Below are 23,961 nucleotides of genomic sequence, written 5' to 3'. Positions count from 1 at the left end.
GTTAATATTTCCTATATTAGCCTCGAGTAGACGCTACTTGCTGAGCTTCTCCTCATTACTTTGTTATTATTTAATAATAGAAAATTAGAAAAACAAAATGAGAGAAGCGTCCTTTATTGAACGAAATAAAGAAAAATGGATCTTAATTGAAAATAATTTAAGAAATAAAATCAATGTAGATCCTGATGTACTAGCTTCCAATTATATCGAATTGACGAATGATCTGGCATATGCACAGACCTTTTATCCCCGATCAAAGACCAAAGATTATCTGAATGAGTTGGCGATATTGGCCCATCAACAATTGTATCGCGATCAAAAATCATCGGAAAACCAATTCAAGCGTTTCGTACAACAGGAGATTCCCGAAGCGGTATGGCAATTGCGACGCCCGTTGTTTTATTCCTTATTAATTTTCTGCCTGGCGATAGCCATTGGATTCATTTCAGCCCAATACGATCTGGATTTCGTACGCCTAATCTTAGGTGATTACTACGTAGATATGAGCATAGCTAATATCGAAGATGGAAATCCCGCAGGTGTTTATCAAGGAGGAAGCGAAGTAGGCTCTGCTTTAGCGATTACGATCAATAATGTTAGGGTCGCTTTTTTGGCGTTTGTATTAGGCGTATTTTATAGTATCGGTACGGGTTATATTTTATTCAGTAATGGCATCATGGTAGGTGCATTTCATCACTTGTTTTTCCGATATGACATGATGCAGGAAGCTATGTCTGCGATTTGGATTCATGGTGCTATTGAATTGTCGGTGATTGTGATTGCCGGAGGCTGTGGTCTCGCTATCGGTAACAGTATATTGTTCCCAAAGTCCTATACACGACTTGAATCATTCAAACGCGCCATGAAAACTGCTTCTAAAGTGTTGGTAAGTACCATTCCGTTCTTTATTGTGGCTGGCTTTTTGGAAGGCTTTGTAACAAGACATTATCAAGTTTCAATTTGGTTATGCATCAGTATCATTATCATTTCGTTTGCAGCTATTATTTATTTCTATATCATCAGACCTTATCAACTGGCAAAAATTAACGGATGGAAATAGACTTCGAATTTCGGAAAGAACGAAAGCTGAGTGAAATTGTTCAGGATTTCGTCAATCTCTTACGGTTGGTGTTACGGCATTTTTTTCAGACTATCCTTAGACTCGCTATTGTTCCATTGTGCCTCATGCTTATCCTTATCTATTACGGAACGACCAAGATTAATTTAACAACAACGCAAAGTTGGACAGAATCAATGGATCTTATATTCATAGCTGTTGCTGCTTTATTTGCGCTACTGGTGGTGAGTATGGTATTCTTCGGTTTCGCCATTGAATACTTCATCTTACTGAAAAATAAGCGAGGAACTGATTTTGATTCTAATGATGTTTGGCAGGCATTTGTTGCGAATCTGGGCAAGTATTTCAAATTTTTACTAATCAGTATCATTGCCTCTATCATCTTATTTATTCCGTTTATGTTTGCTTTGATTATCCTGATGTTTATTCCGTTTATCGGGAGTTTTGCAGCGGGTATACTGGGAGCGTTCGTCGGCGTTTGGTTTTTCTGCGCATTCCTATTTTATCGGGAAGGATATATGCCTGCCAGCAATGCCATACAACAGAGCTTTTCCATTTTAAAGAAAAAAATTATCGATTACAGTATATCTTCATATGTGGTCAGTTTGGTTTTCCAGACGCTTCTTGTGATGCTGACCTTAATACCTTCTCTTATTATTGGGATTATTGCTTACAACACGATCGGATTTGAAAATACCTTTTTTGACAGCATGGCGGGGCGCATGTTTACATCTATTGGGGCTACTTTGTTGGTGTTGCTCTATATTGTGTATTATATGTTTACGGTGTTGGTGTCGGGAATTATTTATGAGACAGCAAAAGAAGTAACATACGGTGAGGATGTGTATGAAAAAATACAAAACCTGGGAAGGGAGGAAGATGGGCAGTAGATTATTTTTTGTCCTACTTGCGATGGCCTTAATATCTGTTTCCCGTGCGCAGGACACCGATTCGATAGAAACCTTATCTCCTCCCTTACCGGAAGATAGTATATCCATGAAAGCACCGGAATATGCGCCACAGCATTGGATCGATTATATGGAGGATGGTTATTATGACACTATTCCCCGTATGCATCAGATTCCACAAGTAGACATAGTGGCATATACCGAATTGATAAAGCGTTATCAAGGGGAGGAATTTGATTATGATAAAAATAGCCCCAATCGTATTGGCCTATTCAAGAAAATATTGGAAAGGTTAGGGCGTATGTTGGATAATCTTTTTCCTGCGAGGGAGTATTTTCAGTTTGCCGATGTGGTATATAAGGTATTGGCCGTTGCTGCACTGGTTATTTTCCTTTGGATTATTTATCGCGTGCTATTTTCGGGTAAACGCCTACTGGCGAAAGATAAAAATGATGAAGATGTGTCTGACGAAGTAAAGTTCGTTGAGAAAAACCTGTTGGATATTGATTTAACAAGCTATATCGAGAACGCCAAAAAAGAGGGGGATTTTGCACTGGCTATTCGCTATCTCAACCTCCTGAATATACAATTACTGGCGAAGCGGGAACTGATTCATTGGAAATATACCAAAACACATGTCGAACTGATTGAAGAGATCGAGCATGAAGAACTGAAACGAGATTTTACCCGAAACGTAAATATATACAACCGCGTGTGGTACGGAAATATGGCTATAGACAAAGCTAAATATGAGGAGTATGCCCCTTATTTTTTAACTTTTCAATCAAAATGGCGATGAAGAACTCTGGGAAATTTGGGCTTATATTACTCGGCATTACGGTCTTGATTATTGCCTTTATTGACTTGGCAAGTGATAAGCAGATCGATTGGTCAAAAACGTACGACCAACGGGATAAGATTCCATACGGTTTATATGTGACCCGGGAGGAATTGCCGGAAATATTGGGGAGTCAGGTAAAGATAGAAGACTTCACGTCCACGAACTATGATTTTCTGAAAACGTTCTTGACAGCGAAAGAACGAGGTAGTTTGGTTTATATCGTCAACGGATTTTACGAGGGAAAAGAAGTAACGGGAGAACTGTTGAGCTTTGTAGAAAGGGGAGGAGAAGTTTTTATTTCTGCCAATAATTTTCCACTTTACCTAATGGATACACTGGGGATCAAGCAACAATTTCATTATCCGTATAATTTTAATGAGGTCATCAATGTGGAAGACCGGCCCTTCTCGTTAGTGGATGGTAAAACAGCATATTATAAGGACCTAGACTATCCGGGGCTGTTCTGCAACTTGCATACGGTTAACACCCATATAATCGGTTATTATGAAGTGGAAGATAAGGAAATACCCAATTTTATCGAGATAAAAAGAGGAAAAGGTCGTTTTCTTTTGCATTTAGAACCACTGATGTTTACCAATTACTATATGCTGAGAGAAGATAACTTTATATACGGAGCGGCTGTATTGAAATTGCTTTCCAATGAGGATGTATATTGGTTTGATAGTACCTTTAAGGGAACGGTGGAAGCAAACACACCCTTACGTGTATTGTTGCAAAATGACGGACTGCGTCAGGCATGGTATATTTTACTTTTTGGGCTTATCCTGTTTTTATTGTTCAAAAGTAAACGGGAACAAAGGGCTGTCAATGTCGTAGAACCAGAACCAAATCTATCCAAAGAATTTGCACGCACGATTGCTACTTTATATTATGAGAGTGGAAATCCGGGCAATCTTATACAGAAGAAAGTGGAATATTTTCTATATGATATAAGGACGCATTTCCAACTAGATATTCTGCAGTTGGAGGGAAAAGTTTTTGCGAAGCAATTGTCGCTAAAAACAGGCGTATCATTGGAAGAGTGTGAAAACCTGATCAAGCTCCTGCTAAGATATAGAAAAGTACGTATGTCTACGGATGCCGAATTGGTAGAACTAAATAAAAGAATAGAAGATTTTAAACATAAAGCAAATATGCTATGAGTGAACTAGGAAATAAATATGAACCGAGTTTTGAAAACAGAATAGACCTCACCGAGCTGAAAGATAAGATGGGAGCGGTGAAACAGGAAGTTAAAAAGGTCATTATAGGTCAAGATGAAGTCATCCATAAACTGTTGATTGCTATTCTGGCAACAGGTCATTCGTTGATAGAGGGTATGCCGGGTGTCGCCAAAACATTAACGGCAAAGTTGCTAGCAAAAGCAGTGAAAGGTGAATTTAAACGCATCCAGTTTACGCCTGATTTGATGCCGTCGGATGTAACAGGATCTTCCGTGCTGGACTTAAAGACGAATGAATTTGAATTTAAGAAAGGTCCGATTTTTGGCCATATCGTCTTGATTGACGAAATAAACCGCGCCCCGGCAAAAACGCAATCATCTTTGTTCGAGTGTATGTCCGAAAGGCAGGTGACGGTGGATGGTATCACGTACCCTGTGCCAACACCGTTTGTGGTATTTGCTACACAGAATCCTATAGAACATGAAGGAACCTATCGTTTGCCCGAAGCGCAGTTGGATCGCTTCCTGTTCAAAATTAATATTGATTATCCGGCGATAGAGCAGGAGTTAGCTATATTGCGTGAGCATCATGCGCAAAAAGCAAACAATAAGGAAGATCTGGTACAGCCGGTATTGGGTATCGATGAATTGATCCATTTTCAGCAGTTGATAAAGTCTATTTATGTCCATGAAGATGTATTGACCTATATCGCGCAAGTGGTTTATCATACGCGTTCCAATCCAAATCTTACGCTGGGAGCTTCGCCACGCGCGTCGATTGCCCTATTGGAAGCTTCAAAAGCAAGTGCGGCACTTCAAGGAAGAGACTTTATTACACCGGATGATGTAAAGTATGTCGCTCCCGCTATATTGGGGCACCGTGTGCTGCTGACCCCCGAAAAGGAAATGGAAGGGTTCACGAGTGATTATATCATTAAACAGATTGTGGACAGTATCGAAATCCCGAGATAATGCGTTTTATCCGTAGTTTATATGTAACTAATAAATTTTTCTATGCGCTACTTCTATTAGCGACATGCTTTGTCCTGTCCTTTTTTATCAAAGTGTTATTCCCGTTTGTGATCGCACTTCTTTGGCTATTTGTGGCAGCCTGTGCATGGGATATGCTGTTTCTATACTATCAGAAAAGTAAGATAGTTATACAGCGAAAATATCCCGAGAAGCTATCAAATGGGGATGAAAATGATATGGAGATTCAGTTGACCAGTCGTTATCCTACCAAAGTGCACATCCGTCTGTTAGAAGAGTTTCCGGTACAGCTGCAACTACGGAACGTGGAGTTGGAGTCAACGATTCTACCTCGGGAAATCAAAGCAATCCGCTATCAAATCCGTCCGACCTCCCGGGGGGTGTATGCTTTTGGAAGATGCCATGTCCTGGTGCTGCGACTTGGATTGTTTGCTCGAAAGTTTACGTTGAACGAATCCCTCGAACTGCCTTGCTACCCCTCGTTTATCCAAATGCGGAAATATCAATTATTGGCCACGACGGATAGACTAGTGGAATTGGGAGTTAAGCGCATCCGAAGAATTGGGGCTACATTGGAATTTGACCATATACGGGAATACGTTCGAGGAGATGAATATCGGCACCTCAACTGGAAAGCGACAGCCAAGCATAAAAAGCTGTTGGTGAATCAATATCAAGAGGAGAAATCCCAACCTATTTATGCGCTTATAGATACCGGGCGGGTTATGCGCATGCCTTTCGACGGTTTGACTTTATTGGATTATGCGATTAACTCGACCCTGGTGCTGGCGAATGCAGCTATCCTAAAACGGGACCGTGCAGGTATGCTTACATTTTCTAAGGCGGTATCAGACCATATCGCAGCGGAGAAACGTAATAACCAGATGCAGCTAATCTCCGAAAGACTCTACAGCATAACGACTGCGTTTGAAGAATCGGAGTTTGGCAACCTCTATACTTTCTGCAATAAGCATATCAATAAACGCTCCTTGTTGATGTTGTACACAAATTTTGAAACGATGGATGCGCTTTCGCGGCAGATGGCCTATTTGCGTATGCTGGCCAAGACACATATTGTGGTGGTGGTGGTATTCAAGAATACCGAGTTAATCGATATGGCGAAAAAAGAAGGAAAGAAAACCATTGACGTGTATAATCAGATTATTGCGCAGAAATTTGTCTACGAAAAGCATCTTGTTATCCAAGAATTGCATAGACAGGGAATTCAGACCATCTATACATCGCCGGAAAACCTCACCATCAATGCCATCAACAAATATTTGGAAATTAAAGCGAGAGGGTTGTTATAAGCTATACGTCGCAGAACACTTAGCGGTTTCTTCCACTCTACACGAGACTAACCGGACGGGGTAATCTTTTAATTGTTGCGGTCCGATATGTTCTACCAGATACTGCGCAATATTTTCGGCTGTAGGGTTGAAAGGTACGACGACCAAACTGTCACCAGCCACTTCCTGCAATTGAGACAACAATTCATCATTCGCCCAGATTAAAAATTTGTGATCGAAATGTTCCTCCAGCCACTCACAAAGGGCGGTTTTGATCACGGAAAAATCAACCACTCGACCTATTTCGTCCAACTGATCAGCCGCCACCGTAAAATGTATACGATAGTTGTGGCCGTGTAAAAACCGGCATTTACCCTCATGCCCCACCACCCGGTGTCCACAGGATATATCATGGTATCTTTCTGCAAGTATCATCTGTCTTTTAATTATAAAACATATCACTATATCAATTCCATCTGAAATAAATCAGCGATATGGCCTTTGAGTTTGCTTTTAGCCTCTTCCATATCCAGTTTGCGCCCAAGTTCACGCTCCAGTGAAGTCACATCCTTATCGTCTATGCCACAGGGGACTATATTTCTGAAATAACCAAGATCTGCATTCACATTAAAAGCGAATCCATGCATCGTTACCCAACGGGAAGCGCGGACGCCCATCGCACATATTTTACGCGCTTTGTCATTATCGGCATCCAGCCAGACCCCGGTGTACCCCTCATATCGCCCAGCTTCTATACCATATTCCGCACACGTTCGGATAACGGCTTCTTCCAGTGTGCGTAGATATAAATGGATATCCGTAAAAAAATTATCCAAATCCAAGATGGGATAGCCTACAATTTGTCCCGGTCCGTGATAGGTGATATCCCCCCCGCGGTTAATTTTATAAAAGGTAGCGTTTTTCTCTTTTAGACCTACTTCATCCAACAATAAGTATTCTTCATGGCCACTTTTACCCATGGTATATACATGCGGGTGCTCCGTGAAGATCAGATGATTAGGGGTAGGATGAGCGGTACCGTTTAGCCGGTTTTCGTTCTTGACCGCGACCGTTTGAGTAAATATTTCTTCCTGACGATCCCATGCCTCCTGATAATCGACCAGCCCCCAGTCTGTATATTGTACTTGTTTGTTCATTTAAATAGCTATCTATAAATCGTAAGCTAGTAAAGCAAATTATTATACGGATAGCGTGCCGTATGCATTTTGGAGATGATTTCGTATAGCTTTTGCTTGAATTCTTCCACATTGGTTTTCTCCGTAGCCGATAGGAAAATTGCCGGATCGGCGTTTTTTGCCATCCAGGAGTTTCTGAAATCTTCCAGCGTCACCTTAATTTCTTCACCATTCTCATCAACCTCTACAGGAGCTTTATAAGCATCAATCTTGTTGAAAACGGTGATAACGGGTTTGTCCAGTGCATGGATATCTTTCAGTGTTTCGTTTACGGCAGCAATATGATCCTCAAAATTGGGGTGGGAGATATCGACCACGTGTATAAGTACATCCGCTTCGCGGACCTCGTCCAACGTGGATTTAAAAGATTCCACCAAATGGTGTGGCAGCTTGCGGATAAACCCAACCGTATCCGAAAGTAGGAAAGGGAGATTGTCGATAACCACCTTTCGCACCGTTGTATCTAGCGTTGCAAACAGTTTATTTTCCATGAGCACGTCCGACTTGGAGATCATGTTCAATATCGTGGACTTCCCGACATTGGTATAGCCGACGAGGGCGACACGTATAAGCTCACCCCGGTTTTTACGCTGGGTTTCATTCTGTTTGTCGATGACCCGTAACCGTTCTTTAAGCAACGATATTTTGTTGAGGATAATCCGCCTATCTGTTTCAATCTGGGACTCTCCCGGGCCGCGCATACCAATACCCCCTCGCTGCCGTTCCAAGTGCGTCCACATACGTGTCAGCCGTGGTAATAGATACTGCAGTTGTGCCAGCTCTACTTGTGTCTTAGCCTGTGCGGTTTGCGCATGCTTGGCGAAGATGTCCAGAATCAGGTTGGAACGATCCAAGATTTTACGTTTGAGTTCACGCTCTACGTTGCGGAGCTGTGAAGGCGACAGTTCGTCGTCGAACACAATCATGTCAATATCTTCGGCATCTGCATACTGCCGGATTTCTTCCAGTTTGCCCGATCCCACAAAAGTGGCGTGTTCCGGTTTGGCCAATTTTTGCGTAAAAACATCTTGTACTTCACCTCCGGCTGTCTGCACGAGAAACTCGAGCTCCTGCAGATAATCTTTTGCCGTTTGTTCTGAAATGTCTGGCGTTATGACTGAAACGAGCAATGCCCTTTCTGGCTTAAGTGCCGTATCGTATATTTTTGTTTTTCCCATGTATTTTTTCGTCTCCAATAGCTTTTGTAAAAAGAACAAGCATACAAAGATAATGGTTTTTGCGCTAACGTAAGCGACGATTCCAACCAGCGGATTTCGGCATCATAAGACAGGATATGGAGAAATGAAGAAGACGGGATTTTAGATACGAATACGGAATAAAATTATGCACCCTAGAGTTTCAATTCGCTAGGAGGGACTCCGAAATATTTTTTGAATGCTATACTAAAATTGTTTTGATGGGAGAAACCAACTAAAAAGGTAACCTCACTAATAGACCGCTGTTCGTCCAGCAGCAATTTCTTTGCCTTTTCCATACGAAGCCGGGTAATAAAATCATAGACTGTTATACCAAAATATTCTTTAAAGCCCCGCCGTAGCTTAAATTCATTAAGCCCAACCTCACGCGAAAGCTCTTTTTGCGTTGGCGGAGCCGCGTATCGTTCGTTCAAGATTTCCCTTGCCTGTTCCAGCTTAAAGATATCGTCTCCTTTAATGACTTCCTGTTCTTGTCCATTGCCGCCCAGCTGTTCCAGCTGGTACATCAAAAGCTCCAAGATACGGGCCTCGGTATGGACGCGTTTTAGTTCTCCTTCCTGTTGGCACTGAATGATGTCGTCGATAACACGGCGCATTTCCAATGTAACAAAGAAATCCTCGTCGGTAAATGAAGTATAATTACCCCGTTCGATCTCGCGGACAAAATCTTCATGTAGAATTGAATGCCGATCGATAAGGTTAAAATAGTAATCCTTACTCAAAACGATAAGGAAATACATGTAGTCAATACCCGACTTGACTTCGTGTTCACTACTCGTCGTTGGGATATAACGGATATTGTGTCTGCTTCTTCCGTAAAGCGCATTTTTTACCTTTGCACCGTCGTCTGCTTTCTTGTAGAAAATAAATTGGCTACTAACTGTCTCACCGTTTACTTCGGTGTAAATCGTCGTTGGCTTATCGAATCGCATGGAAGAGTACATCATAAACAACCCACCGGATGTTACCCGTGTGTTTTCCAAAAAAATAGACCCCTCCCGGACCGCGATACTTTTTTCGGCCAAACTGTAGTTTGGAACATAAGCATCTGGAACGTTTTCTTCAAACAACCAGCCAGATAGTCCTTCGATACGTGATTTGATCAACATGTTAATGTTCTCTACTCCGTTATACACAAAGATACATTTTTTGTATCATTATTTAAAAAGATTCTAAATAACGGCTTGATTATTATCCGCTATTTTCTTTTTATTCAGGATAAAGTCTAAAGACAATGGCCGTACTACTTTGGGCACGATATACGTATGCAATGTCGTTGGATTAACTACAACATCCGCGTCTATTCCAAAAATGGTATAGATATTTCTGGAATTTAAGACCTCGGATGGCGTCCCATCCATCAACTTTCGCCCATTTTTCATAAGAAATAGGCGGTCAGCATATTGCGCCGCCAAATTGATATCATGTAAAACTGCAACCACCATCCACCCGTAGTCGGCCAGCGCCCGCGCCAAGGTCAAAGTCTGGTGCTGGAATTTGATGTCCATGGCGGAAATCGGTTCATCCAGAAGCAACAGGGCATTGGGTTGTTTCCATAGTTGAGTGAGTACCCGCGCCAAGTGTACGCGTTGTGATTCACCGCCAGACAAGCTTAAAATAGAGCGATCCTCCAGATGACTCACCCCGCACAGCTCCATAGTCTGCTCCACCGCTTCCAGATCTGCCGTTTGCGGCTGTTGATTATAATGTGGGTATCTTCCCATCATCACAATTTCTTTCACCGTGAAATCCGCCGATACCCGATGTTGCTGCGCCATAGTGGCCCGCATTTTGGCTAAAGAAACAGCAGAATAGGATTGAAGGTTATTGCCACACAGATTAACTTGTCCATCCGTAGGTGTATACTCTCCGTTCAACAACTTGATTAAACTCGATTTCCCCGCTCCGTTGGCACCAAGCAAACCTACCATCTCGCCGGGACGAATAGCAAAATTCACCCCTTTCAATATCGTATGCTTCTTTATGGTGTATGTTAGGTTTTCTGCTATTAGCATGATCTAAACTATTATCTTCTTCTTATCGCGTATCAGGATATATAAAAATAACGGTGTACCTAGCAACGCTGTTACTACACCGATTGGTATTTCCGAAGGTATGGCGATGGTTCGGGCAATTAAATCTGCGACAGTCAAAATAATGCTGCCCAGCAAGGCTGATGCTGGTAAGACATATCGATTGTCAGAACCGCCCAACATACGCACAGCGTGCGGAACCAATAAGCCCACAAAGCCGATAATGCCCGACACCGAAACCGCCGCACCCACGGCCATCGTGCATAAGATAATCACCAGGATCTTGACACGTTGTGGATTCTGCCCCAATTGGCTCGCTTCCTGTTCGCCGAGTGAAAAGACATTCAAAGCCTTTGCCAGAAAAGGTAAGCCTACCGCTGCAAACAATACAAAAGGTACCATGGTCCAGACGGCTTCCCAGCTCGCACCCCCTAAGCTTCCCAGCATCCAGAAGGTGATCGTCCGCAGCTGCTGTTCGTCTGATAGGAAAGAGATCAGTCCCGTCAAAGAACCCGCTAATGCGTTAATGGCCACACCCGCCAATATCATCGTGCCGATATGGGGCTTCCCGTCATGCAGGGATATTCGGTAAACGACCCAGGTTGCTATACCGGCACCGGCAAAAGCACCGACCGCTAATAGATAGTGGCCGAACAATTGGCCCAACGAAGCAAAAAGCATGGCTTCGAACGCGATAATGGAGGCAGCGACTAAGGATGCTCCAGCCGACACACCAATTAACCCCGGTTCCGCAAGTGGATTCCGGAAAATCGCCTGGATAGCTGCGCCACTTATACCTAAAGCGGCGCCCACCAAGACGCCCAGTAGCGTCCGTGGCCAGCGAACCAAATCGATAACACCACCGTACAGTTCATCTATCGGTGTAGCGCGAAACAAACCTATTTTGTGCAGTATGTTCAGCCATACTTCCGTAAGGGGTATGTAAAAGGCACCAAAACTAAGGGATGAAACCATCGCCAGTAAGAGGACAATGATGAGGAAAAGGTATATGATTTTCGTTTTCAATTCCGATACAACTGTTGATTCAATTCCTTGATCGCCTGTGGTAAACGGACTGAAAAATTGACCAATAAATTTCCGTCCATCGAGATGACCCGTTTGTTTTTTCCGACATTCGTAAGCGATACACCCGGCATATTCAATACTGCATTCTTTCCACCTAAACTGCTTGTCCCAAAATCAAACAATAGCAGGACATCGGGATTTGCTTTTATCAGTGCTTCCGTGCTATAGGGCTTAAAATCATTAAACTCCTGTACCGCGTTGCGGCCACCTGCAAGGCTGATGATGGCATCGAGCGAACTACCTTTGCCGGCTACGCTCATCGTGCCGACACCACGCGCATAAATAAAAATTACTTTTGGCTTGTTCGCACCGGTTTGGAGACCAGCCAGCGCTTGCTTTATGTCTGTCTGAAGCTTTTTTACCAGCGTCGCACCTGCAGCGGATGCGCCAATGGCATCGGCAACCTCCCGGACGAAGCGTTCGGCTCCCTTCGCGGAATATTCCTGTTGGATGGTGACCACTTTTACACCTAATCGCTTCAGCTTGCTTTCCACGGCGTAACTGATTTCGTTTGGTGGAACAAGGATTAAATCCGGCTTAAAGGCCAATAGTCCTTCCAGCGAAAATGTACGGTCACGACTGGCACGTGGTTTCTGTTTAATAGCAGCAGGATATTCACTTGTGACATCCACGGCCACAATGTTTTTTCCCTTTCCCAACGCATGCACTGTTTCGCTCAATGCACCACTTAATGTGATGATACGGTTCTGGGCCACAATGTTTTGTGTGTAAAAAACAGTCAGCAAGGAAAAGCATAAAACGATTATATGTGTCATATTTCTTTGCAAAGAAATGATTAAAACAAGCTAAAAACAAGTTCTTATGTAGACTTATTAAAAATAATACGGATTGCATATAAAGAAATACGGATTCCATATAACGACTACCATGCTTGTTCCTCAACTTTGTACCATGATGATAAGTACGAAAATTAAAGAGGCTACGAAACAGGCCCATCAAGAATTAGAAAAAACGGTCGTCTTGCAATTGAAGAACATTCGAAGCGAGACCGATTACGCACAGGTATTAAAGAATTTCTATGCCTATTTTTCGGCGGTAGAACGAGCGGTAGCTCCTTATATCAATAGTCATACATTGCCGGATATTAACGAGCGCAGAAATTCATCCTATATAAAAACCGACATTCAGGAACTAGGTGGCGATATCGCCGATCTGCCAGCAGCGACAGCACCTACAGTTCATAATTTACCTGAGGCCTTCGCAGTTTTGTATGTGCTGGAAGGCTCCATCATGGGAGGTCCCTACATCGTACAGATGTTACAAAAATATGGGCTAAATAAGGGTTTCCATTTTTTCTCTGGATATGGAGCAGACAGTGGCAAGATGTGGCAGGCATTCACAGCAATACTAGACACTGTTCCGCAAACAGAAGCAGATGAAGAAGCAATGACCCGGAAGGCCAACGAAACTTTCCAACGTTTTGGTGATGTGTTTGCGGCCCAGCCGACATTATCCTAATATTTGGTTATGGAGGAAGCTAAAGATATGATCATGACGCTTTTGGCTGATAACGGATATGTTGTCAGCCAAAAGCGCCGTGTTATTATCGACATCCTCTGTAGGAAAAAGTACATCCAAAGTGTAGACGATTTTTGGTGGGATATCCGACGCCAACATAACATTAGCTGGGCGACGGTCTATAACACCATCCGGTTGCTCGTACAGATTGGTTGTGTAATACCCGCAGACACCGAAAGTCGGCAGCAGCAATTCACGCTATGCGTGTAGTTGTTTAAAAAATACAGAACGCATATAAAATAATACGGATTGCATATAAATCTTTTGAATCTTATTAAGCACCTTTGTGTCATGTTATTTAGAATTGGTTTAAATAAAATAATACTTATCTCATTTGCTATCCTTCTTGTAGGATGTAGCAAGGATGATGAACAGGCACCATCCTTAGAGGATGGCAAAAGCATGGTTATTGCTGATTTGGCGGGAGATACCAAAGCTTCAATGGCTGAAGGTATTGACGGGAAGGAGCAACGGGATTTTTATACGTTCCTATTCAACTTGGAGAGTAAGAGGCAGATTTGGTTGCGACCAGAGTCAGATTCCACGGTGATGCAGACGGACAAATGGGACCTGGCTTTTTCCGGACCATATAATAGTATTGTGTCTATCAACAATGCGACGCAACAGGACAATCCGGGGTACGGCGGGCCAGCTGCTAAAACGGGAATTGTGTTACTGCGGCAGTCGTACGAGTCTGTGACTACGGCACCCAGTGATGCGGAATTTGACAACAATAACTTGGTCAGTATAGGCCAAGCAGACAATGAGCAATCGCCAGGTTGGTATGCCTACAATTCCAGTACGCACGTGATGCGTCCCTATACCAACCGTACGTACGTGTTGCGGTTGCCGGATGGCAAATTCGCCAAACTGGAACTGTTCAGTGTTTACAAAGGGAATCCGCCTGCGGTAACGGATATGTTCTGGCCAGCGCCTTACCTCACTTTCCGATATTTTGTGCAGCAGGATGGTAGTAAAAATCTGAAAACGAATTGATAAATACCTGACAACTATCCATTGATTACTGACAACTGATAAAAAATGAAAGCAATATGTATACCTATAATAAAGAAGCTAACTGCCATGATATTTGGCTCCATTTTGTTCTTATCTTCCTGTGGAGAAGTGTACGACCTCAACGCTTTTGAATGGGAGCCGGAGACGCCGTTGAACGACTCGGTTTTTAATCGGGAGATTACGGTATTAAATTTCCAGCCATTTGAGGGTGTGGAAAATATTCAACAGCCCTCAGATCGTTCCCCTTTGGATGCTGAACAACCAAGTACGTTATTTAGTTTAGAGCGTTTTTCACGAATCCATGACGCCTATACCGTATCAGAACGATGGGATTTGTCGATTGGTGGATTTGGAGATATTACCGCCAATAGTGGAAGTGCTAGGGGAATTGGTTATGGCAGTAATGCTGTCGGTGGATTAGTCGTTCTCGATACATTCTACAGTAAAATCATGGATGTACCGGCAGGAATAATCTTAGAAGTACCTGGCTACGGTGGCTTGGACGCTCAAGGGACAATGTCAACAAGAATAGGGACGACCGTCTATACTTATGGCGGAAATTTTATACGCCCTGATAAGGTCATCAACCGTGATAGCCCGGATCCGGTACTGGCGGAGGAAGCACGGATGTACTCACACATGCTGTATGCACTTTCCGAAGAATTACTACGCACCTTTCCAAACGCAAAAAATATTCATGGAGGTCCTCTTCGTCCGAGAGCGATGATTGTCCGGACGGCAAGAGGGAATTACGCAAAAGTGGAAATGCTTTCTTATTATCATGATATTTTAGACCCGGAGCTTATGCGTCGGGGTTTGGAAAACTTTTTGGTAGGATCGGTGAGTTTCCGCTACATGGTGATCAAGGCAGAAGAACTACGCTTTGGTTTTGTGGAAAGAAGACCCCCTCTAACAATTGATATGACACGTGGCACTAAGATAATTAGTGATTCCTTAAGTAACTAATACGTTTTTAATCATAAATAAATAACAACCATATTCATATAAAATGAAAAATCCTCTCGTTAAAATGTCACTTCAAAAAAGAATAGCAGCTCTATTGTTTTTTAGTATGTTGATTATATGTTTTAATTCCTGTACAAAAACCGAAGTTGTAGAATACGAATCGGAAGCTAAAAACAGGATACTTGCCTACAAGGTCCGCAATACACCACACGAGATTTTGGCGGCAATCAACCAAGAGCAAAATACGATCGACGTACGCTTGCCTTATTATCTCGGTTTGGATTATATATTAGCTGATATCACCTTAGATCCCGGTGCTACACTTTTGGACGTTGATAGTTTAGAAATCAATTTATTAGAGGACGAATTACAAGCTGTCGCCATTGGAGATACGATTAAGTATATCGTAAGAAGCGAAGATAATCAATATAGGACCTATACCATTACGCAAGAATATACGCCACATCGAGATACATTAGTGCTAGCGTTTAGAAATAATAGTTCAACCTCTAATGGAAAGTATTACGATGGAGGAGATCTGTTTCAAAGAGTTAGAGGGTCGTCCCTCGAAGGTCCAGTTTTTATCGAGGGTAATTTCAATTCTTTGAGTATGGAAAGCTTGAAGGTTTACTTCACAAACCAAATAACAGGAGAGAAAATTGAATATAAAAACCCTTCTAAAATGAACTTAGATATTGGTGCAGAAAACTATGTATTATCTTTAGGCTGGCTGGAAGATGCTCCCATAGGATTCTTTGATGTGCATGTTGAGCATCAAGGGCGCCAAATAGATTTGCCGGTTGGATTAGCGATCGCTGAACATTCAATGCCTACTAGAAATAATCTATCAGGAACGATTGTTCTCAATGACGGCACAAATGCTGCAGTACTAGGTTTTGATCGAGTATTTAAGAAAAGCGAAGCGACTATTACCAGAACTTTAGATAAACGCTACCCAGGAGCTACCGCTTTCATAGGTGTCAAACGTGTGTATTTAAAAGTGGATGCGGATGCAAAGTTTACGCAAGCACCAGCCGGTTTTGTCGAGGACTTTGTAGGCAAAGAAGTCGACCTGGAAATTCTAAAGTCAGAAATGTATGAATTATCATTTCGTTTTCCAAATCTTCCAGAGGGGGTGTACGAAATGAAATCCAATGATGTGCTTCAGACCCCATTTAACGTGTATGTTGAATACGAAAATAACCCGGAATTGGGAATCGCTTGGGGTAAAGATAATATAACCTGGTTTTTTGGAGGTATTCAATTTGACAGAACGACCAACATACGCACATTAAGATTTAGTGTACAGAACTAATATTGATATAATTTTAATTAATCATAGAACAATAATTTATGTCTACTCCAAATAAAAATATTTACATATTGTATAAGGTATCAAGCCTTATATGTTTAAGCACAGTTTTGTTTTTTACGCAATCGTGCTCAAAAACAGAATACGAACAACTAAAAAGACCATATGCAGATATTCAGGCGTTTACAATAGCTGGCTATGGTCTGGTTGACTCCATTGATGCGGTAATTGCCGGAGATAGCATTACCATCTATTGGGATGATGCCGTGCCATTACCAGCAGAAATATCGCCATCAATTAGCCTGTCAGCTGGTGCTACTATCGAACCACAAGCGAATGTGAGCGTAGCCTTTTCCCGTAACACGGTTTATACCGTTACAGCCGAAAATGGCGATAAACGTGAATATAGATTGATACCTAAGCCAAACAGAGAAATCCCAAGACTCCAAGGATTACTAATTAATGCTTTTCCTTGGTTAAGTAGATCAGAACTTACTTTACGCGGAGAATATTTTATGGCAGCTCCGCTCGATCAGTACAAAGTGTATATGCAACGGTTGAGAGACGGTGTTGAGTTTGACTTGGAAATAGATCCAAGTACCATTACACCACATCAGATTACTGCAAAACTTCCACCGTTTACAATGGAACAAGATACGGGGATGCACCGCGTTTGGGTAGATTTGGGCGGTGTACGAACCGAAAGTTTGGAGTTGGATATGTACCAGCCAACATTGAAGAATGAACAATATACGATTGCATATCCGTCCGGTACACAAAGCGTAAGGCCAGGTCAAACGATTACGATTCAACATGAAATCACAGATGATTCGGATGGCGCAGCAGCTCGCTATTATCAGGGAAATAACATATTGCATATTCGGTTAGGTATCCGGCCTTCAGGTTCTACGGGAGCCCTAGAATACCATGAAATTGGAATAGAATCTATTACAGAATCCACAATCACATTCAAGATTCCAGATAATTTCTCGCAATATGTGGATTACGATATAATAAGTTCGCAAGTGACATATAAGGCGTATACAATGGGTGTTATGTGGGGAAGTTATACTACGTCTATTACTGTTTCATCAGGGCTTCCGCAACGTGCATATATTAAGATCGCGTCAGCAGAATAAACGTAAAATAAGCATTGACCAATGAGATATTTTATTATCCTACTATTGTTAGGGTTAACCGTGTCGTCTTGCTATAAGTTAGAGGATTTAACCCCTAATTACGAGGATGGACATAGTACGATAGTTTATGATTTGCCGGGTGACACATTGGCTACGGACGGTTGGGAACATCAATTAGAAAATGAGGATCTTTTTATAAGACAGCGTTATTACAATTCACCTTGGACAGATTCGATTCGTTTTTTTCCTTTGGATAATGAGTTGATCAATGGAGCGATAAATGTGAATAGCAGTTCTGAAAACGATATCCGTTGGTTGAACCCATCTTCTTCTCATCCCGTAGCTGTTGTAGAAAACGATGCTTATTTAAACACTACGGATAATTTTCATTACATCAGGCGTTCAGATAGCTGGTATCAGATGGAAATTAATGTGGATTTCGCTGATACATTGCAGGTCGATGAGGATTATGAAGTCAATTGGCGTGGTTTTATGGCACAAGCACCACGAAACCCTGATATGAATTGGGCTTATCGAAATAATCGAAACAATCGGGTATATGTTTATAACGGGATAGCTTGGGAAGTGTTGGTGCGATCGGCTAATTATCGAAATAATATGGATTTTATTGAAGTACAATTCAGTCGCAGTGGCAAAGAAGCAGGTTTATATAGTCCACTCTTGTTTCGTTTCAGTGATCATTGGCAGCATTTCCTTCGAGACAATGCAGACTCCTTAAGGTATTTGCGTACTGACGAGTGGGATTTGGCTTTTACGGGTGAATTCAATGGTGTCGTGTTCCTCAACAACGGTCAAGCTAAGCTCAGCCCGGCGTCGGGTAGCCCCCTCCGTCATGCCATCATCATGTACGAGTATGGGTACGACTTTATGGACGAAGCGCCTGAGGATGAGTTTTTCGACAACCGGCCGGCAGATCAGATGCAGATAACTTACGACTCGCAGTATGGACCGGGCATCAACTCTTGGTTTGAATTAGGTACTACCGGAATAGGAAAACCCTTTCCCTACCGGGCGTATTACTTACGGCTGCAGCAACCGGCAGGGAGCACGCATAAGTACCTGTATGGCAAACTGCAGTTGATCTCCATGTACAAAGGCGCTCCTGAAGTTCTTACCGACCGTAATTGGCCATCGCCGTACATGACTTTCCGGTATTTTATCCAGAAAGATGGTAGCCGGAATTTACGGACGAAAGATTAAATCTTAACGCATGATTATCGTGGACGAGCCCTTCGGGATTTTTAACTAGCTACGAATTACTAATCGCGAATCAAAAAAATGAAGAACTATATTATACCCATATTTTTGCTAATCAGCATGGTGATACAGAGCCATGCCCAACAACAGGCTGTTTTGCAAGGGAGAATCACCGACAATAAAGCAAAGCCCGTGGTTGGAGTAACCGTTGGGTTGGAACATAAAACAGCTCAGACAAATACGAACGGCTTTTACCAGTTAACAGATATCCCTGTTGGGATAAGCAAATTACTGGTGCAGGGTGTGGGCTATCGTGCATTTAACGATACCATCAACTTGTCTGCCGGTGTTAATACCTACGATATACGCTTGATGGACAGCGAAAATATATTGGAAGATATAGCTGTCTCTGCTGAACACCGCAGTCATTCCAATACTGAATCTTTGGTTAAAATCGAAAATACGATTATGCCCGTGACCATTATCGACCGCCGAACCATTGAGTTGATGGGAAGCCGGCGTTTGGATGAGGTTGTCAAGGAACAGACCGGTATTGCAATCGTCAATGATATCGGTGCGGGAGCACGGTCAGTAGGCGTGCAGATGCAAGGATTTGGCAGCGAATATGTGATGGTGCTGATCGACGGGCAGCCCATCGTGGGGCGTAACAACGGGAATTTTGATCTTTCCCGTATCAGCGTCAATAATATTGAACGCGTGGAGATTACCAAAGGTGCAGCATCCAACATTTATGGAGGTGACGCACTTGGGGGAACAATTAATATCATCACGCGTCAGGTCGTGACCGATCCGCAGGCGGTGGTCTCGGCTGCCTACGGCAGTAATGAAACTATTGATGTGTCGTTGGACGGAGAGACGCCTGTGTTGAATAAAAAAGGTATTCTCTCCTTGGGTGGAAATTTTTACCACACCGGCGGATTTAATACTACACAGGGGCATATAACCGGTACCACAATGCCTCCGTATGACAACTATGCAGGTCATAGCCGTTTCCGTTACAAATTTAATGAGCGCAATGCGATGTCCGTTAGCGCCCGTTATGGCCTCCGGCGCAGCTTTATGAACAAAGCCTTTGCAGGAACCGATTACCAAACGAACGATGCGCTGGAAGATCGTGACCTCAACCTCATGGTTAACTTCGACCACCGCTTTAGCGAACGCTGGCGAAGCATGACCCGCTATTATTTTACACGTTTTGACAACGATAACTTTGTTGCACTCACGCAGGGAGATAGCCTGAGCCAGTCGAGTTTCGGGCAGACCCTGCACCGTTTTGAGCAGCAGGTATCCTATAGTATACCCCAAAAACTGGAGTTGATTACCGGTGGCGGTGGTACAATAGAGAGCATCGATGAAAACATCTTAACCGGTATTGACCAGATTAAGGCCTATTTCGCCTATTCGCAAGCTAACTGGAATGTACTCCCGAAACTGGAAGTGACGTTTGGACTTCGCTACGACAATATTGTAGACTACGGATGGCGGTTGGATCCGAGCGCCGCCCTGAAATATGAAATTCTGCCCAATTTGACGGCAAAGGTCGCCTATGGAACAGCGTTTAAGGCGCCGGATATGAAAAAACTATATCAGGTGTCTTACGATCCGGGGATCAACAGTATGCTTTTAGGAACCTATACAATGCTCGACGTCATGAACGCATTGCGACAGAGCGGAAGGGTAAGTCAATATGAGCTAGAGCCCATCTATGATGAGATAAAAGGCTTGGCCTTGAACGCAGAACAAAGTAAATCCTATAATTTCAGTCTGATCTGGGAATCAACTGACCGAAAACTCCGGGCAGAAGCCAGTGCTTTCCACCATGATATTACCAATCAGATCAACCGGGTATTGATCGGTATGGACATCGATGGAGGTCTCATCTATTCGTATCGGAACAATCCCGAAGCCTATTACCAAGGGACGGATTTTTCTTTTACCTATAGCCCGTTCAGCGACTTGCTGATTAGTGGCGGGTACCAATATCTTGTTGCCAAAGACCGTAGCATTGCCAATGAAATACGCGAGGGCGGTCAGTTTTTTGATCCGTTGTTTGATCCAGAAGGTGGATCTGTCAACTATAATCCTTCGGCCAAAGACTACTGGGGTATAGAAAACCGCTCCAATCACATGTTCAATGCGCGTGTATTCTATACCTATCAGCCACTGGATATGACTTTCAATTTTCGACTTAATTATAGAGGGAAATATCCGTTTAGTGACCGAAATAACAATGGTTATCTGGATAGGTTCGATACCTTTGTCCGTGGACATTATTTGCTCAATGCCGGGATCGAGAAAAAATTTCCGGCAAAGCGCTTTGCCATTCGTGCCACGACGGAAAATATGTTGAATTTTGTGGATCCTAAAATGCCTTTCCAGCCAGGGAGAGTATATTTTGTGGGGTTAACGTATAATCTTTATAAACAATGATGAATTATAAGTGATGTGTGATGGGTTCGTGATATCGTTACGTTATGTCATGGTTTGGCTGTTCGTTTTAATAACCTCCGTTTCATATGCTCCATGCTGGCGCAAGCTTGTCGTTTGCTCCTTACAGTTGTTACTGCTCATATCCTTTTCGTTTGCTCAAACCGGAACTTTTAGCGGCAATGTCTCCGACGAAAAGGGAACGGCATTACACGGAGTGACGATTACGCTGGAGCCTGATAAACACATCGTGCAGACCGACCAGCAGGGTCTATTTGCGCTCGACGATCTATATCCCGGTACCTACCGATTTTCGACTTCCCATAAAGACTATGCTACGTATAGCGATACGGTTGTTATTGCCGTGGAACAATCGGTCGAAAGACAAATCGTGCTACAGCATACACGAACGATAGCTGAAGTCGTGGTCAGTGGGGCAGTGACGGAGCAGGAATCTCCTAACCAGCTGTTAAAATTGAACCGTTCCGCGATGCCGGTACAAGTCATCAGCCGGCAGATGATCGAGAAGATGGGGAGCCGACGCTTGGACGAAGTGCTTAAAGAGCAGACTGGTATTGCTATTGTTAACAATGTGACAGGAGGCAGTCGTTCGGTGGGCGTGCAGTTGCAGGGCTTTGGCAGTGAATATGTGATGGTACTGATTGATGGCCAACCGATGGTAGGACGGAATAACGGAAACTTTGATCTGTCCCGGATTTCCGTTAGTAATATCGAACGCATAGAGATTATCAAAGGGGCTTCTTCCTGTTTATTCGGTAGCGATGCACTAGGCGGCGCTATTAATATTATTACCCGATATGGCGCAGTAGAGCCGCAGGCACAGTTGGCGTTGCGATATGGATCGTTGAATATGGTCGACGCTACTGTCGATGCTGAGGCACCCTTTGCACACCAGCGGGGTTCCGTTCAGCTCAGCGCCAATTATTACCGCACGGATGGATTCAATACCAACCCGTATTTATCTTCCGGTCAATCTAGCCCACCATATCAAAATTTTGATACACAGGCTCGCATACGCTATCAATTGGGCCGACAAACCTATTTAGGCACGAGTATACGCTATGGCATACGTCGATCAGACATGACCAAAAACTGGAACGATGAATGGCAAGCCAGCGATCAACAAGACGAAAAAGATATTAATTTTTCCTTGAATCTCGACCATACGTTCCGGTCAGGCCTTCGTAGTATGAGCCGGTATTACCTTACGCACTACAATGTAGATCAGGCGAACCGTTGGCGGGGGAATGAGCATAGCAGTGGCGAACTGTCTTTTAGACAGACAGTACATCGTTTTGAACAGCAATTCGCTAAAAGCTATCGGAGTGGAATAAGTCTGACAGGTGGTTTAGGCGGCAGTATGGAGCATATGGACGACAAGGCACTTGGTGATATTCCTGTTCTCACGACGGCCTTCGGCTATCTCCAAGGCGATAAGCGGTTCTTCGAAAAACTAGATCTGCGTGGCGGATTACGGTATGATCACACCAGTTCTTATGGAGGGAAAATCAACCCAAGTTTTGGCCTGGAGTATTACCTCAACGAGAAGCTTTCCTTGAAAACCGGAATTGGCACGGGCTTTAAAGCACCGGATTACCGCATGCGTTACCTGGTGTTCTTCAACCCCTCGGCCAGCTACCTCGTGGTAGGTAATGAGCTATTGGGTGAAACTTTGCTGCAGATGCAGCGCAACGGCGAAATAAGCGAAATTTTTCATGTAGCCGAGCAGCTGGACAAAAATTTAAAACCGGAGCGCAGCACATCCTTCAATATCGGCGCGAAATATAAACCCATAGCACAGGTTACGATGGAAGGTGGATTATTCTACCACAATCTGCGTAACCAGATTGACGCGGTACCAGTGGCTACGGGAACATCCATCAGCCAGATATACAGCTACTGGAACTTACCGAAAGCTGTCAATAAAGGGCTAGAAGCCAATATGCAATGGCAGATCAACAACGATTTGAATGTGCAGGTGGGCTATCAGTACCTCATCGCCAAAGACCTTAGCGTTGCCGATAGTATCCGTGCTGGCAACTGGCCCTATAACCAAAACTTACACGATCCAAAAACGGGGCAGTCGCCGTCGCCCACGGTATCCGACTATTGGGGAATCGTGAACCGCTCCAGGCATATGCTGAATGCCCGTGTTTTCTATCACTATAAACCTTGGGATACCCACATGTCGCTCCGCGCCAATTATCGGGGAAAATACCCCTTTGCCGATTATAACAACAATAATTTTATCGACCGGTTTGATACTTTCGTGCCCGAGCATATCCTGTTGAACGCGTTTATCGAAAAGCGGCTGCTCCACGATAAACTAAAACTCTCCTTGACTATCGACAATATATTGGATTTCAAACATCAGCTTATGCCGGGGCAACCGGGAAGGATGTTTATAGGAGGAATCTCCTATCGGTTGCAGAAGTAAAAACGGTTTCATGAGCATGTGCACTACCATTTCCTTGATACAA

Annotated in this window: 22 protein-coding genes; 15 read left to right on the top strand and 7 right to left on the bottom strand. The window is 43.3% G+C overall.

Annotation, left to right across the window (positions count from 1 at the left end; all coding sequences use genetic code 11):
- The first annotated feature begins 97 nt into the window (after positions 1-97).
- From EWE74_RS15705 to EWE74_RS15680, 6 genes are all read left to right on the top strand, one after another.
- On the top strand, positions 98-1,060 hold the full coding sequence (locus EWE74_RS15705; protein WP_130142552.1) for a stage II sporulation protein M: 963 nt from the start codon (positions 98-100) through the stop codon (positions 1,058-1,060).
- A complete protein-coding gene (locus tag EWE74_RS15700; protein WP_130142551.1) occupies positions 1,051-1,968 on the top strand; it encodes an ABC transporter permease in 918 nt (305 codons plus the stop codon). The genes EWE74_RS15705 and EWE74_RS15700 overlap by 10 nt, the downstream gene beginning before the upstream one ends.
- A complete protein-coding gene (locus EWE74_RS15695) occupies positions 1,925-2,785 on the top strand; it encodes a hypothetical protein (protein WP_130142550.1) in 861 nt (286 codons plus the stop codon). Before EWE74_RS15700 ends, EWE74_RS15695 begins: the two co-directional genes overlap by 44 nt.
- Positions 2,776-3,990, top strand: a complete 1,215-nt coding sequence (locus tag EWE74_RS15690; RefSeq protein WP_130142549.1) for a DUF4350 domain-containing protein — start codon at positions 2,776-2,778, stop codon at positions 3,988-3,990. Before EWE74_RS15695 ends, EWE74_RS15690 begins: the two co-directional genes overlap by 10 nt.
- On the top strand, positions 3,987-4,982 hold the full coding sequence (locus EWE74_RS15685) for an AAA family ATPase (protein WP_130142548.1): 996 nt from the start codon (positions 3,987-3,989) through the stop codon (positions 4,980-4,982). The genes EWE74_RS15690 and EWE74_RS15685 overlap by 4 nt, the downstream gene beginning before the upstream one ends.
- Positions 4,983-5,089: 107 nt before the next feature.
- Positions 5,090-6,310: a DUF58 domain-containing protein gene (locus EWE74_RS15680; protein ID WP_239018682.1), complete on the top strand. Its 1,221-nt coding sequence runs from the start codon at positions 5,090-5,092 to the stop codon at positions 6,308-6,310.
- Here the strand turns inward: EWE74_RS15680 and EWE74_RS15675 are convergent.
- From EWE74_RS15675 to EWE74_RS15645, 7 genes are all read right to left on the bottom strand, one after another.
- A complete protein-coding gene (locus tag EWE74_RS15675) occupies positions 6,305-6,724 on the bottom strand; it encodes a 6-pyruvoyl trahydropterin synthase family protein (RefSeq protein ID WP_130142546.1) in 420 nt (139 codons plus the stop codon). The two genes, EWE74_RS15680 and EWE74_RS15675, sit on opposite strands and share 6 nt — an antisense overlap.
- A 26-nt stretch (positions 6,725-6,750) precedes the next feature.
- Positions 6,751-7,446 carry a lipoyl(octanoyl) transferase LipB gene (gene lipB, locus EWE74_RS15670; protein ID WP_130142545.1) on the bottom strand — a complete coding sequence of 232 codons (696 nt, stop codon included), beginning with the start codon at positions 7,444-7,446 and terminating at the stop codon, positions 6,751-6,753.
- Between the two features lie 26 nt (positions 7,447-7,472).
- Positions 7,473-8,663 carry a GTPase HflX gene (hflX, locus tag EWE74_RS15665; protein WP_130142544.1) on the bottom strand — a complete coding sequence of 397 codons (1,191 nt, stop codon included), beginning with the start codon at positions 8,661-8,663 and terminating at the stop codon, positions 7,473-7,475.
- Positions 8,664-8,836: 173 nt separating this feature from the next.
- Positions 8,837-9,811, bottom strand: coding sequence for a helix-turn-helix transcriptional regulator (locus EWE74_RS15660; RefSeq protein ID WP_130142543.1), 975 nt, complete (start codon positions 9,809-9,811; stop codon positions 8,837-8,839).
- Positions 9,812-9,874: 63 nt separating this feature from the next.
- Positions 9,875-10,717 carry a heme ABC transporter ATP-binding protein gene (locus EWE74_RS15655; RefSeq protein WP_130142542.1) on the bottom strand — a complete coding sequence of 281 codons (843 nt, stop codon included), beginning with the start codon at positions 10,715-10,717 and terminating at the stop codon, positions 9,875-9,877.
- A gap of 3 nt (positions 10,718-10,720) precedes the next feature.
- Positions 10,721-11,761, bottom strand: a complete 1,041-nt coding sequence (locus tag EWE74_RS15650; RefSeq protein ID WP_130142541.1) for a FecCD family ABC transporter permease — start codon at positions 11,759-11,761, stop codon at positions 10,721-10,723.
- Complete coding sequence (locus tag EWE74_RS15645) at positions 11,758-12,597, bottom strand: heme/hemin ABC transporter substrate-binding protein (protein WP_130142540.1); 840 nt, start codon at positions 12,595-12,597, stop codon at positions 11,758-11,760. Before EWE74_RS15645 ends, EWE74_RS15650 begins: the two co-directional genes overlap by 4 nt.
- Before the next feature lie 136 nt (positions 12,598-12,733).
- Here EWE74_RS15645 and EWE74_RS15640 point away from each other — a divergent pair, with 136 nt between their 5' ends.
- The 9 genes from EWE74_RS15640 to EWE74_RS15600 all read left to right on the top strand — a co-directional run bounded on the left by EWE74_RS15640 (position 12,734) and on the right by EWE74_RS15600 (position 23,918).
- Complete coding sequence (locus EWE74_RS15640; protein WP_239018681.1) at positions 12,734-13,300, top strand: biliverdin-producing heme oxygenase; 567 nt, start codon at positions 12,734-12,736, stop codon at positions 13,298-13,300.
- Between the two features lie 9 nt (positions 13,301-13,309).
- The gene (locus tag EWE74_RS15635; RefSeq protein WP_130142539.1) at positions 13,310-13,570 is read left to right on the top strand and encodes a transcriptional repressor; all 261 of its coding nucleotides are present in this window, start codon (positions 13,310-13,312) and stop codon (positions 13,568-13,570) included.
- An 81-nt stretch (positions 13,571-13,651) separates the two neighbouring features.
- On the top strand, positions 13,652-14,356 hold the full coding sequence (locus EWE74_RS15630) for an HmuY family protein (protein ID WP_130142538.1): 705 nt from the start codon (positions 13,652-13,654) through the stop codon (positions 14,354-14,356).
- Positions 14,357-14,401: 45 nt separating this feature from the next.
- Complete coding sequence (locus tag EWE74_RS15625) at positions 14,402-15,343, top strand: HmuY family protein (protein ID WP_130142537.1); 942 nt, start codon at positions 14,402-14,404, stop codon at positions 15,341-15,343.
- Positions 15,344-15,407: 64 nt separating this feature from the next.
- Positions 15,408-16,658: a hypothetical protein gene (locus tag EWE74_RS15620; RefSeq protein WP_130142536.1), complete on the top strand. Its 1,251-nt coding sequence runs from the start codon at positions 15,408-15,410 to the stop codon at positions 16,656-16,658.
- Between the two features lie 107 nt (positions 16,659-16,765).
- Positions 16,766-17,794 (top strand): DUF5018 domain-containing protein, encoded by a 1,029-nt coding sequence (locus EWE74_RS15615; RefSeq protein WP_130142535.1) that lies wholly within the window; start codon positions 16,766-16,768, stop codon positions 17,792-17,794.
- A gap of 21 nt (positions 17,795-17,815) precedes the next feature.
- On the top strand, positions 17,816-19,015 hold the full coding sequence (locus EWE74_RS15610) for an HmuY family protein (RefSeq protein WP_130142534.1): 1,200 nt from the start codon (positions 17,816-17,818) through the stop codon (positions 19,013-19,015).
- A gap of 78 nt (positions 19,016-19,093) precedes the next feature.
- On the top strand, positions 19,094-21,463 hold the full coding sequence (locus EWE74_RS15605; RefSeq protein WP_130142533.1) for a TonB-dependent receptor: 2,370 nt from the start codon (positions 19,094-19,096) through the stop codon (positions 21,461-21,463).
- Positions 21,464-21,590: 127 nt separating this feature from the next.
- Positions 21,591-23,918, top strand: coding sequence for a TonB-dependent receptor (locus EWE74_RS15600; RefSeq protein ID WP_206365276.1), 2,328 nt, complete (start codon positions 21,591-21,593; stop codon positions 23,916-23,918).
- Positions 23,919-23,961 lie beyond the last annotated feature (43 nt).

The organism is Sphingobacterium corticibacterium (genome assembly GCF_004208525.1).
GTDB classification, from domain to species: domain Bacteria; phylum Bacteroidota; class Bacteroidia; order Sphingobacteriales; family Sphingobacteriaceae; genus Sphingobacterium; species Sphingobacterium corticibacterium.
Note: the sequence above shows the minus strand (reverse complement) of the source record. Positions and strands in the feature narration are given on the sequence as shown.